This is a genomic window from Collimonas pratensis (assembly GCF_001584185.1).
In the GTDB taxonomy this organism is placed as follows: domain Bacteria; phylum Pseudomonadota; class Gammaproteobacteria; order Burkholderiales; family Burkholderiaceae_D; genus Collimonas; species Collimonas pratensis.
The window spans coordinates 280,895-293,264 of sequence record NZ_CP013234.1 but is presented as its reverse complement, the minus strand read 5'-3'; the positions used below and the strand labels follow the sequence as shown (position 1 = coordinate 293,264).

Here is a 12,370-nt window from a genome sequence, read left to right as displayed (position 1 = left end):
TCCTCCAATAAGAATTCAACATCAAACAGTCAATTCGGCGCGACCGGCCGCATCCATGCGCGCGGATACATCACACCAAGCAAAGCAATATTCAGCACCATCAACAGCCCCATCGCATACAGCATGGCGTCGACGCCATGGTGCGACACCAGCATTTCGGCGAAATAGGGAAAGCCCAGCAGGCCGACGAAGTAGCCGATCGTAAATACCTGCGAGGTGATCGCCACCGGTAGTTCCATGCGTTCCGCCAGGTTGACCGCCATGGCGTTCAAGGTGGCATAGCTCAAACCATAGCCCAGCGCGAACGCGGCGGTCGAACCGATATACAGTCCGTAGTTGCCACTGTTGGCGACATACAGAGCGAGCGAAACCAGGGTCAGCAGGATCAGGCCCAAGGCCAACCTGGCGACCGGTATCTTGTTGACGAATGCAGCAATCGAAAAACGCAGCAGGACCGCAACCGCGGTAAAAGTGACGAAAAAGGTTTCCGGCCTCAGCCCGCGCGAACTGGCATAAGCCGACTGATAGGTTGAGAGGCCGGTAAAGACGCAAGCGGCAAGCGCAATCATGACGATAGGAATGCCGGTCTTGGCGCGCATGATGGTCAGCGCGCTGGCCGGCGTCAATACCACGCTCTTCATCGCCATATGTGGATCGTCGCGCATGCGGCGCCGGGTCAGATCGAGACAGGCAGTGGCGATGGCGCAGCAGATGGCAAGACCGACATACACCAGGCTGAACGATCCCGTGCTTTGCGCGACCAGATGGCCTATTGGTGCGGCCAGCCCGAGGCCGGCCATCTGCGAGCCGGACAGCAAGGTCAGGTACTTGATGCGCGCAGCCGGCCGCAGATAGTGAATCAGCTGTAGCGGCGCCAGGATGAAATACACCGACCAGCTGGCGCCGAGCAGCATGCCGCCCAGGTAAGCCAGCGGCGTCGCTAGCGGCACGGCAGCCAGGCACAGCATGGCCGCCGCCATCATGAAGGCGGCCAGCGACGCAGTCTGGATCACGCCATAGCGCTGCGCGAACCAACCCGCGGTGCTGGCGCAGACGATGGTCGCCACCATGCCGGCAGACATGATGCTGCCTGCGCTGATCCCGCTGAGCTTGATTGCCAGCAGATAGTCCGGCAGCAGGAAGCTCGAGCCGTAAGCGGCAGCCAGCACCACGCTGGCGATGAGAAACGGCGCCAGCACAGCCACGCGCATGGCCTCCGGCAGTTGTTCGCTAGCTTGATTCATAAATACATTTTCATTTTCAGCAATGAGGTGGAGCGGCGACCGTGAGCTTCGATCAGGCCAGCTTCGCGCTGGCGCAAACGACTTCAAGCGGCCGCAGGTTTACTGATTTTGACGGTTCACGGAACGATTCCAGCTGGTTGAGAAGCTGGCTGTCGGGCACTTCCGGGTAGAAATTCCGCCCCAGCACGCTGTTGACGATGCGGCTACTGCGGTATGCCACCAGCGACAGGTTGACGCTTTGCAGGCCGTGCTGGATGCGGCTGCGGTTTTGCAGATAGACCTTGCCGCGCATCGGCTGTTTGAACTCGACCGAATAATCGTCGCGCATCACCGGCAATCCGTCTTCCATGCGTGCATGCTGGATGATCTTGTCGATAAACGGCGAACGGCGCGGACGGAAGCCGGTCGCCAGCACGATGCGGTCGACCGTCATGTCGCGCTCGTTGCCGGTCGCCTGCGATTGCATCAGGACCTTCCAGCGTTGCTTGACCGGCGCGATGGCGGTCATCGCGACATTCGACACCACACGGATCAGATCGCTGCGGCCCTCGACATGACAGCGTTCGTACATCAATTCATAAATGCGGTTGCTCAAGGCGGCCGATATACCGTCGCTGGTCAGCTTTTCGTCGCTGACTATCGCGCGTCGGCGGCCCAGCGGCAGGGACTGAAAATACTGGCTATACGACGGCAGGTAGGATTCGTTGACAAAGGAACTTTCATCCATCGCGAACAGATTTCCCCGAGAGGTGATCCAGGTGATCTGCCCGATATCGGGCATGCCAAGCAGATGCTCCACGATTTCCGCGCCGCTCTGACCGCCGCCGACCACCATCACCCGCTCACCATAAGCGATCTCCGGCTGCTCGAGAAAATGGGCAGCATGGCATACCGTGCTGCCCAGCCACTGCCGTGCGCAATCGGGTATATGAGGTTCGATGCCGATGCCGAGTGCGATCGAACGTGCGATGTAGCGTTGTGCAGGGGTCGATACGTAGAAGCCGTCGTCGCAAGGCGTTACGTCAACCACCTCTTCACCGAAGCGGACGCTGGCAAGCTGCTGTGCAACCCAGCGATAGTAATCGGCGAACTCGCGCCGCGAGGTATTGGCGCCGTGCTTGTTGATAAAGCTGTAGAGGCGCTGATGGAGCGCCAGATAATTCAGGAAGGAATAGGGACTGGTCGGATCGGCCAGCGTCACGCAATCCTTGAGCGGCGATACCTGCAAGCTGCCGTTCGGCAGCATCAAGCCGGGATGCCAGGAGAATTCTGCATTCTTTTCCAGGAACAAGGATTTCATCCCGGTCGGCTCGGCCAAGGCAGCGAGGCTCAGATTGAACGGACCGACGCCAATACCGACAAGATCAAAGGTTTGCATTTTTGCCTTTAAAAAATAACGGACTGCATCCGGCCGTCGACCCAAGGCGAACGGCAATCGCGGCCAATGTCTTGCTGGTACGGCCGGTGAAATCCAGGAGGCAGAGCTACTAATTTGCTGGCTTTTCCGGTGCTGCCGAAAAGCCTGCTCGGTTAAAACATTCGACCTGCAACATTCGACCTGCTTAAGCTGCATGCGCGTGGCCATGCTCTTTGAATATGCTTATTCGTCAATCCGATTTTCGTCGCCGGAAGCGCCGCATTTTTTCCGGCATTGCGCATCATGCCCAAATTCATTTGCTTCCACACCTGTCGTAAGTGATAGGTTTACGCGCCTTTTTCGGATTCCGAAATTCGCCGGCCTATCGCTTGAAAGTTAAGCAACAACGGGCCTCTCCGCCGATATGCACGGATTGAAATGCGATATGAAAACGCGGCTGAACATGCGCACTGCGATAGATAAAAGCGATGGGAAAATTTCCCGAACCGCTACAATAATTCCAAATAGACTGATCTGTATACTAAAATTTTTTGAAGTTATCCGCGCTCGATTGGAATGCCACGAACACCATGCAGGGGCAGCGCGCAGTTGACTAGCGAACGTGGATTTTTTTGAAAGGGCCGGCAGTTTTTACTGAAGATGTGTGAGGTGAAAATGTATTTCAAGGTGTAACAGTGATTGACAGAAAATACCCGATCGACAGCCGTGGGTGCGATCCGATCCTGACCCGGGACAAAAGCGACGGCCAGGATTTTTGCGGGACGGCGCAGATTGCCGCATGCGGCGCAGCATCCGGATGAGATCGCTGCGCCCATTCTTGCCAGCCGCTTTTTTTTGTCGGTATGCGTCCTGTCAGAACTCACGCCGGGACTGCTATTTGCTGCGACCGGCAGCCGCCAGGATCAGATCGGCAATTTCCTTGGAATGCGACAGCAGCGACAGGTGGCTGGAATCCAGCTCGACCGTGGTCGCATGCATGCGCTTGGCCAGGAAGCGTTCCAGGTCGGGCGAGGTGGTCATGTCCTGCGTGGAAACGGCGTACCAGGAAGGCTTGCTGTGCCAGGCGGCCACCGTGGTGCGGCCGTTGAACAAGGTACTGGCGATCGGCTGCTGTGTGGCATACAGCGCCAGCGCCTCGTCATGCGGCAGGTCGCCGCCGAAGTACTTGAGGTAGGCATCCTCGGTCAGGCTGACATAGCCGTCATGATCCTTGGCGCCGGCGCGCACCGGCATGGTCGGATACTTGGCGGCGAGTGCGCCGAAATCTTCGCCGGCGTCGGGCGCGCGCGCCGCCACGTACACCAGGGCGCTGACCTTGGGATCGTCGCCGGCTTCGCTGATGACGGTACCGGCCCAGGAATGTCCGACCAGCACGGTGGGACCATGCTGCAGCGCCAGCGCGCGGCGCGTCGCCGCCACGTCATCCGCCAGCGAAATCAAAGGATTCTGTACCGAAGTGACGTTGAGGCCCGCGGCCTGCAGGCGCGGAATCACTTTGGCCCAGCTGGAGCCATCGGCCCAGGCGCCGTGCACCAGCACGACGTTGACGGCCTGGACCGGCGCCGCCGTTTGCGCCTGCGCCGGCGCCGAAGCGATGATGCCGGCAGCCATGCCGAGGGCGATCAGGGTGAGCTTGAAATGGGTCTTCATTGGTTTGCCTTTGCAAGATTGGTCTTTACCGCACACCGGACGATGTCCTGAAAATGTGACGTTAGGCAAAGTCGCCGTCCGACTTCGCTGAACGCAAGTCTAGGACTTCATGCGGGGCGATCGCGTGACACTCGTATGACAAATTGGTCATCAAACGTCACGCGCCTCGCGAACCAGGCAAACCCGGCCACATCAAGCGATGGAGCGCACCACGCCGCCATCCACGCGCGCCGCCGAACCGGTGGTGGCCGAGGCCTGGGTGGACGCCAGGTAGACCACCATGTTCGCCACCTCCTCCACCGTCGCCAGGCGGCGGATCAGCGAACTTGGACGGTGTTCGGCGACGAAATCGCGTTCCAGCTGTTCCAGTCCGACGCCCTGCTCCTGCGCCATCGCTTCGAAGAAATTGCCGACGCCTTCGGAACGGGTCGGTCCTGGCAGCACGGCGTTGACCGTCACGCCGGTACCGGCCAGGGTTTCGGCCAGGCCACGCGATACTGCCAGCAAGGCGGTCTTGGTGACGCCGTAGTGCACCATCTCGCTCGGGATCTGCAAGCCTGATTCGCTCGACAAGAACAACACCCGGCCCCAGCCGGCGGCGACCATCTGCGGCGCGTAGTGGCGCGACAGCCGCACCGCGCTCATGACATTGACGTCGAAGAAGCGTTGCCAGTCATCGTCGCCGATCTCGAAAAATGCCTTGGGCTCGAAGATGCCAAGGTTGTTGACCAGGATGTCGGCCTTGGGGATTTTGGCGAACAGCTGGGCGGCGCCGGCGGCGTTGCCGAGATCGGCGGCGACGCCTTGCAGGCGGGCTTGCGGCAGTTCGGCGCGCAGCGTTGCCAGCGCCTGATCGACGCGTTCCTGGGTGCGGCCGTTGACCACGACTTCGGCGCCGGCTTGCGCCAGGCCGCGTGCGATTGCCAGTCCGATGCCGGCGGTGGAGCCGCTGACCACGGCGAGTTTATTGCTCAGATCGATGTGCATGATGGTTTTCCTATCGTTAAACAGCAGAGACATTCAACATCGCACAGGGGCAGTCGACCCTCTGCGCGCCTTCTACAATGCAATTGCGCGTCAAACGGCGGCGGCGACGCTCAAGCCGGTTCCAGCATGCCGAATACCGACACCAGCGCCAGCACCGCCATGCCGAGGCCGATTTCGATCAGCGTGCAGCGCCGGATCGCGGCCACCGCAAGCCTTGCGTCGTTCTGCATGTGCGGCACGTGCAGATAGCGGTTGACGACCGCCAGCGTCACCATCGCCGCCGTCAGCAGGATTTTCAGCGACAACAGCAGCTGGTAAGGCGACGACCAGTCGGTCGGCCACCGTCCCAGCACCAGCATGGAGTTGACAACCCCGCTGAGCAGGACGCCGGCGACGGCGACGTGGCCGGTGCTGGAAAAGCGCCGCAGGGTCGCGCCGGCATCGTTGCGCGCGACAGGATAGTCCAGCAAGCGCAAGCACAGCAGGAAAGACGGCAGCGAACCGAGCCAGACGCCGGCGCACAGCAGATGCACGACATGATTAGCGCCGTGCAAAAACCCGCGCGTCCCCTGGTCCATGGCGGCATGGCCGTTCAGCGCCAGGCTGGCCAGCAGGATGGCAGAGCTAACAAGCACGCCGCGCACGTGGCCCGGTTGCCGCCTCATGCTAAACACCAGCAACAGGGCCAGCAGCATCCTGCACAGCCAGGCCTGGCCGATGGCGGTGCGCAGCAGTTTCTGCAGCAGCGCGGGATCGATGGCGGCCTGCCAGCTGCCGACGATCTCAGCTGCCTGCAGAGGCAGTGCGGCCAATGCCGTCAGCAACGCCAGCAGCGCCGCCACGCGCAAGGTAACAACCAGGCGGCGGTCGAGCTGCACGCGCAGCTCCGGCGCTGCAATTTTCCATAGAAAGGCGCTGCTGCCGAAAACCAGCATCACCGCCAGGTAGTGCAGCAGCCGGTTGCCTGCAATTACAGCCTCCAGCGCGGCATCCAATGTCATCCAGGGCGGACCGTGAAGCTATAGCTGCCCTTGGTCTTGTGGCCATCGCGCGACAGCGCGTGCCATGCCACGGTGTAGACGCCGGGCGCCAGGCGGCCGCTGAGCGGGACCAACAGCACCATGTTGCTGTCCGGCGCCAGCGCGGCGGCGCCGGTGGCGACGCTGTTGCCGCTGGCATCGCTCAGCGCCACGCCGCTGAATGCGATTTCCAGCGCCTCGGAAAATTCCAGCCGCAGCGAGCTTGGCGCGCTGGCGACGACGGCATCGTGCGCCGGTACTTCGACTTTCAGGTGGGCATGCGCAAAGGCGCTGCCTGCCATGGAAACACTCAGCAGCGCTGCGATGGCGGCAGCCTTGCATGTGGAAGAAAAAATTGGCATAAATCGCATCCTTGAAATAAAGCGTTGCAGGCGTCCGGCTGCCCGCTTACGCGAAGCTCGCCGAGCGCCGGAATATCCATGAATGATGCCAGTAACCCGGCATTTCCGCTGCCGCGACCGCCAAAGTAGGCGCACGGGATCTGTACCACGGGCAGGGAGTGCTACTCAAATCGGAAGCGGTGCGCTAAAATTCTCCATCCCTTTTTATTTGGACCGCCATGTCATCGCGCCGAAAATTCCTGCAAAAGAGTTTGTTCCTGGGTGCCGCCGGGCTGTTTTCGGGCGAGCTGGCCTTCGCCAAATCCGCTGCCAATACCGCTGCCGATATGCAAGCGACCATGGATCCGCCGCCGGACATCTTCGACGCCCAGCTGATAGACATGGATTTCTGGCTCAAGCCGCGCGTGCTGGAAGTAACGCGCCCGGCCAGCGGCGAGCACGCCAAGCTGCTGTACTGGAAAGACGGCGAAGTCCAGGATTCCGCTTACCAAGAGCTGTGTCATCTGCTGCGCGACGTACAAGCCAAGAAAACCGAGCCAATCGACCCCAAGCTGCTGGAAACGCTGTGGGGCACGCAAGCCTTTATCGCCCGCTATGGCATGAACCAGCCGCTGGAAATCCTGTCCGGATACCGCACGCCGGCGACCAACCAGGGTCTGATCGAAAGCGGCGTGCCTGCCGCGCGCAAATCCTTGCATCTGGAAGGACGCGCCGCCGACATTCGCCTGGCGCAGCTGCAGCCCGACGTACTGGGCGGCCTGATCCGCAGCTTCCGCCAGGGCGGCGTCGGCTTCTATTACCGGCCGGGTACGCGCGGCGGCTGGATCCATGCCGATACCGGACTGCAGCGCACCTGGAAGGGTTGATTGCCCTAGTGGGCTATAGCAGCCAAATCAAGAGTGCCTGCCACGTATCCGAGGCGCATGGCGACAGATAAGGGCTGAACTGGGATTGCCGGCCCCTGCGCTGCATATGCACCACCAGGCGCTTGGCGACATTCAACGCCAGCGCCGCCCCGTCATTCCAGTGGGTGGTGACAGTCTTGCCGGCCAGCAGGCCAGGAGCATGGGCTGGCGGCTGAATTTCGATCTGCCCGGCCACCGCGTCTCCGATTTTCCGCATGCGACGAGGCGCAACGACGCGATACAGTCAAGGACAAGCGAGATGCCGGCAGATGAGGTGTGATACGACACTAGCGGCCACGCGGAAATTAGCCGGATTGCCAGCGCCGAGATTGCAGCGGCAGCTGTTCCTGGTATATAAAGATGCAACCAGATTCCATCTTGCGGCGAGGCTGAATGTGAGTGCATCCTGTTTTAGTCCGATTCCCTGTCAATTGCAATATCAGCACGGCGACCAGCTCATGCCGCGCCATCGGCACGACGCCAGCTACCTGGCGCTGGTCCTCTCCGGCCGCTATGAGGAAGCCGGCGACCGCGGCCGCTTCCAGGTCGGCGCCGGCGACATCGTGGTGCACGGCGCCTTCGAGGCGCATCTCAACCGCTATATCTCCGCCAGCTCCCTGATACTGAATATTCCCTTGCACACCTGGCAAGAGCCGGAGGCACCCCTGATGCAGCTTGCCGATCCGGACAGCGCTGCGCGGCTGGCCGAACGCGACCCGCGCGCAGCCGCCGCATATGTGCTCGCCAATATGCGCGCCGCTACCCTGCCCATGGCCAACTGGCCGGACCAGCTGGCCGCCGCCCTGGCCCAGGATCCGCACTTGCGCCTGCAAAGCTGGGCGCGGCAACGCGGCCTGGCCGACGCCACTGTTTCGCGCGGCTTCTACAAGGTATTCGGCATCAGTCCTTCCGCCTATCGCGCCCAGTTGCGCGGACGGCTGGCCTGGCGCCAGATCGTCGCCGGCGCACAATGCCTGCCCGACATCGCCATCGACTGCGGTTTTGCCGACCAGTCGCACATGACACGCACAGTAGCCGCCGTTACCGGCCGCTCGCCAGGCGCCTGGCGCAACCAGGTCAAATAGATACAAGACAGTTTGCGCGCTGCCGCGCCATCATCTGGCCATGAAACCAAAAACCTCTTCGATGGGACAGACCCGCCACGGCCACGCCGGCATCAATGCCTTGATGCTGGCCTGCGCCATGGCTTCAGCGGCCTGCACGAGCGCTCTGCACGCAGCAGAGAATTTGACCACCCCGCCTGCGGCCGCCAGCGCGCAGCAGCCGGCAGACGCCGCCCAGGTGCTGGCCGCCTATCGCCGCGCCGCCGGCGGCGACGCCTGGCGCGGCAAGGCTACTTTGCAGGCGCTCTACGCCTACAGCGGCAACGACCTGAGCGGCACGGTCACCTCTATCAGCGACGCTCGCCACGGCTACTTCATCGACGCCTTCGACACCGATCCGACCAGCGGCGCCAACGGCTACGACGGCCAACTGCCATGGATGCGTGACCAGTCCGGAGCAGTGACGCCGGAACAAGGCGGCGACCGTATCCAGCTGGCGGTCAACGAAGCTTATCGCAACGCCAACCTGTGGTGGCTGCCCGATCACGGCGGCGCTGCCATCAGCAGCCTCGGCAGCAAACAGGATGACGAACGCAGTTACGCGGTGCTGCAGATCAGCCCACGCGGCGGCAAGCCGTTCGAAGCATGGTTCGACCAGCAATCGCATCTGCTGGCGCGGATCGTCGAAGTGCAGCTGTTCCTGACCATCACCATCAGCTATGCCGACTACCGCGCAGTCGACGGCATCATGCTGGCCGGCAGCATCAAGACCGACAGCGGCACCGGCGGGCCGCCTGAACTGCAGACGCTGACGCAGGCCAGCTTCCTGCCGGCGCGGCCGGCCGGCGCCTACTCGCCGCCATCCTGGTCGCGTGCCAACCTGAGCCTGCCCGGCGGCAGCACCACGATTCCGTTCGAGCTGCTCAACAATCACGTCTACGCCAAGGTCTTCATCAATGGCAAAGGACCGTTCCGCTTCATCTTCGATACCGGCGGCCACAATATCCTGACGCCGGCCACCGCTGCCGCGCTGGGACTCAAGCCGAAAGGCGATGCGCAGTCCGGCGGCGCCGGCGAGAACACCGTCAGCACCGGCTATCTCAAGGTCGACCAGATACAGGTCGGCGCCATGACCATGCGCGATACGCCGGTCTTCGTACTCAATTTCAGTTCGGCCAAAACCGAGGGCTTCGAGGAAGAAGGCATGATCGGCTTTGAAGTGTTCCGCCGCTTCGTCACCACCTTCGACTACGGCGCCCAGACCCTGACCCTGACCGATCCGGCCAAATTTTCGCCGGCCGAGGCTGGCAGGCCGGTGCCGTTCAAGTTTTACGATCACAGCGTGCAGGTTGTGGGCACGGTCGACGGCGTTCCCGGCCGCTTCAATATCGATACCGGCTCGCGTTCTGAAATCACCCTGACCAAACCCTTTGTCGATAAAAACAAATGGCGCGACAGCCATCCGCACGGCGCGCTGGCGATCGACGGCTGGGGCGTGGGCGGACCGTCGCGCTCGTATGTGGTGCGCGGCAAGGAACTGACGCTGGGCGATGTGCGCCAGGAAAATGTGATCAACAGCCTGGCGCTGCAGGACAAGGGTGCATTTTCCGATGCCAACTTCGAGGGCAATATCGGCAGCGGTTTCATGAAGCGCTTCATCGTCACCTTCGACTACGGCAAGCAGATCATGTACTTGAAACCGCGCGCGGCGCCTGTGGCCGATAGTGGCGTGTATGATCGTTCCGGCATGTGGATCAACGCCGGCGACCAGGCTTTCGAGGTGGTTGACGTCACTCCGGGCGGACCGGCAGCGGCGTCCGGTCTGCAGGTCGGCGACCGTATCGTCGCCGTCGACGGCGTGCCGGTGACGCCTGCCGGTCTGCCGGATTTCCGTAGGCGCCTGCGTACCGACGCGGCCGGCAGCACGGTCAAGGTCTCGGTCTTGTCGGCCGCGGAAAAACGCGAACTCCAGATCGTCCTGCGCGACCAGCTGTAACAAGGCCGGACTGGCGCCGGCCTAGCCGCGCGCTGGCCGCCGCTCCGGATTTGCGTTATCTTTTGCCTCCAACGATAACTTATTCCGGGCAGCAGATGATTCGATGGGCAATAATCGGCAGCGGCGGCATCGCCGCGCGCTTCGCTTCTGATTTTCAATACGTGCAGGGCGCCCAGCTGGCCGGCGTGTTTTCGCGCCGGCCGGAATCGGCGCAGGCATTTGCGGCGCGCTTCCAGCTGCCGCACAGCTATGCCAGCCTGGATGAATTGCTGGCGGCCGACGTAGATGCCGTCTACATCGCCACCCCGCACATGGAACATGCCTCCTTCGCCATCGCCTGCCTGCAGGCCGGGCTGGCGGTGCTGTCGGAAAAGCCGGCCGCGCCCAATCTGCCGCAGCTGGAATCGGTGTTGGCAGTCGCCGACCAGCACCAGGTATTGTTCATGGAAGCGATGAAGCCGGCCTTCTATCCGCTCTACCGGCAGATCAAGGCCCTGCTGGCAGATGGCGCGATCGGCGAAGTGAATTTCGTCGACGCCGGCTTCTCCTATCTGTTCCACGACCGCAGCCACAAGGTGTTCGATCCGACCCAGGCCGGCGGCAGCCTGCTGGACGTGGCGATCTATCCCGCTTTCCTGGCTTGCGATCTGCTGGGAGCCCCATCGCAGGTGAAGGCGCTGCTGGATATCGGCGCCAGCGGCGTCGACGAAACGGCAACGCTCAGCTGCCGCCATGCGCGCGGCATGTCCAGCCTGTTCTCCGGCATGCGCAGCGCCAGTGACGGCCGCGCCCTGATCGGCGGCAGCCAGGGCCATCTGCTGATCGAAGGCAAATGGTGGAATCCATCCCGGGCGTTGCTGGTGCGCGAGTCCGGCGCCAGCGAGAGCCTGGCGGCCGGCTACCTGGGCGACGGGCTGTGCCACGAAGCCCAGCATTTCACCTACCTGCTGCGCGATAAAAAGATCCGCAGCGAGATCATGAGCTTCGAACTTTCGCGCGCCATGATCGCGACGCTGGACATGGCGCGCGCGGATGCCGGCTTGCGCTTTCCTTTCGAGTCAGATCCGCTCGCGATACCTTCCCGATAGCCGACGCTGAACGCCGGCATCAAGTTTTCCACCCGCCACCGCCTGCAAGGCACCGCCAAGCGGGGCGCAGTGAACACCGAATCTGACCAGAGCGCGGCAGCCAGGCCGGATCCGGCTGCCGTCGCTGTCTTAGCGCTTCAGGGCCTTGTCTTGCCGGATCACTTCATCGGCACTCCTGTGCGCCAGGCTGCGCTCGATCAGGCAGTACTTCCTGGTATTTTCTCTGACGATCGCCACTTTCTGGCTGTCGGCCTGCAGCGAACAATCCAGCAAGATCGATTTTTTCCATTCCACGAAATCATCCGCCAGCTTTTGCTTGTCGGGGCCAGCCAATGCCTGCGCGGCCGCCTGATGCGCAGCAGCGACGGCTTTGTCTTGCGTGTCCAGTTCTGCAGCCAGACAGGCCGACTTCGACTCGTCGTTGCCGGCAGCGGCATAGCAGGCTTTGAAACGGCTGGAGAAGTCAGAGCTGGCCGGCGCTGCGCCCGATAGCGCCGGCATCAGAACCAGTGCTGCAACTGCGATAAGAAAATGGCATTTCATGGCGGCGTCCGCTGGACCTGAAAAATCAAGGATAGCAGCAAAGACGGACGGCCATGTGCAAGTCTCGTAGTGTGGGCATCCGTGCCCACGCGGATGAGCGGCGCTGCGTGGGCAAGGTGCTCACCCTACCTTAT

General features: G+C 62.1%; 11 protein-coding genes and 2 pseudogenes. 5 read left to right on the top strand and 8 right to left on the bottom strand.

Annotation, left to right across the window (positions count from 1 at the left end; all coding sequences use genetic code 11):
- Window positions 1–29 precede the first annotated feature (29 nt).
- The 6 genes from CPter91_RS01345 to copC all read right to left on the bottom strand — a co-directional run bounded on the left by CPter91_RS01345 (window position 30) and on the right by copC (window position 6,640).
- Window positions 30–1,244 (bottom strand): MFS transporter, encoded by a 1,215-nt coding sequence (locus tag CPter91_RS01345; protein ID WP_061935972.1) that lies wholly within the window; start codon window positions 1,242–1,244, stop codon window positions 30–32.
- Between the two features lie 52 nt (window positions 1,245–1,296).
- Window positions 1,297–2,622 carry a lysine N(6)-hydroxylase/L-ornithine N(5)-oxygenase family protein gene (locus CPter91_RS01340; RefSeq protein ID WP_061935970.1) on the bottom strand — a complete coding sequence of 442 codons (1,326 nt, stop codon included), beginning with the start codon at window positions 2,620–2,622 and terminating at the stop codon, window positions 1,297–1,299.
- A gap of 873 nt (window positions 2,623–3,495) precedes the next feature.
- Window positions 3,496–4,272 (bottom strand): alpha/beta hydrolase, encoded by a 777-nt coding sequence (locus tag CPter91_RS01335; RefSeq protein ID WP_061935966.1) that lies wholly within the window; start codon window positions 4,270–4,272, stop codon window positions 3,496–3,498.
- A gap of 192 nt (window positions 4,273–4,464) precedes the next feature.
- Window positions 4,465–5,259, bottom strand: coding sequence for an SDR family NAD(P)-dependent oxidoreductase (locus CPter91_RS01330; RefSeq protein WP_061935963.1), 795 nt, complete (start codon window positions 5,257–5,259; stop codon window positions 4,465–4,467).
- A gap of 110 nt (window positions 5,260–5,369) precedes the next feature.
- Entirely contained in the window at window positions 5,370–6,260 is an 891-nt protein-coding gene (copD, locus tag CPter91_RS01325) for a copper homeostasis membrane protein CopD (RefSeq protein ID WP_082792527.1), read from the bottom strand.
- On the bottom strand, window positions 6,257–6,640 hold the full coding sequence (gene copC / locus CPter91_RS01320) for a copper homeostasis periplasmic binding protein CopC (protein ID WP_061935957.1): 384 nt from the start codon (window positions 6,638–6,640) through the stop codon (window positions 6,257–6,259). Before copC ends, copD begins: the two co-directional genes overlap by 4 nt.
- A gap of 218 nt (window positions 6,641–6,858) precedes the next feature.
- On the opposite strand from copC, the gene CPter91_RS01315 reads away from it, so the two are divergent.
- Entirely contained in the window at window positions 6,859–7,506 is a 648-nt protein-coding gene (locus CPter91_RS01315; RefSeq protein WP_061935954.1) for a YcbK family protein, read from the top strand.
- Window positions 7,507–7,549: 43 nt separating this feature from the next.
- On the opposite strand, the pseudogene CPter91_RS01310 reads toward CPter91_RS01315, so the two are convergent.
- Window positions 7,550–7,699: pseudogene (locus CPter91_RS01310) on the bottom strand (AraC family transcriptional regulator); the annotation flags it as partial.
- Between CPter91_RS01310 and CPter91_RS27245 the strand changes: the two are divergent.
- From CPter91_RS27245 to CPter91_RS01295, 4 genes and pseudogenes are all read left to right on the top strand, one after another.
- A pseudogene (locus CPter91_RS27245) lies at window positions 7,685–7,765 on the top strand (M24 family metallopeptidase); the annotation flags it as partial. The pseudogenes CPter91_RS01310 and CPter91_RS27245 sit on opposite strands and share 15 nt — an antisense overlap.
- A gap of 238 nt (window positions 7,766–8,003) precedes the next feature.
- Window positions 8,004–8,630 carry a helix-turn-helix domain-containing protein gene (locus tag CPter91_RS01305; protein WP_061935948.1) on the top strand — a complete coding sequence of 209 codons (627 nt, stop codon included), beginning with the start codon at window positions 8,004–8,006 and terminating at the stop codon, window positions 8,628–8,630.
- Between the two features lie 40 nt (window positions 8,631–8,670).
- Entirely contained in the window at window positions 8,671–10,605 is a 1,935-nt protein-coding gene (locus CPter91_RS01300; protein WP_082792523.1) for an aspartyl protease family protein, read from the top strand.
- A 95-nt stretch (window positions 10,606–10,700) separates the two neighbouring features.
- Window positions 10,701–11,693, top strand: coding sequence for a Gfo/Idh/MocA family protein (locus CPter91_RS01295; protein WP_061935942.1), 993 nt, complete (start codon window positions 10,701–10,703; stop codon window positions 11,691–11,693).
- Window positions 11,694–11,822: 129 nt separating this feature from the next.
- On the opposite strand, the gene CPter91_RS01290 is transcribed toward CPter91_RS01295, so the two are convergent.
- Window positions 11,823–12,236 (bottom strand): hypothetical protein, encoded by a 414-nt coding sequence (locus CPter91_RS01290; protein ID WP_150119600.1) that lies wholly within the window; start codon window positions 12,234–12,236, stop codon window positions 11,823–11,825.
- Between the last annotated feature and the right edge of the window lie 134 nt (window positions 12,237–12,370).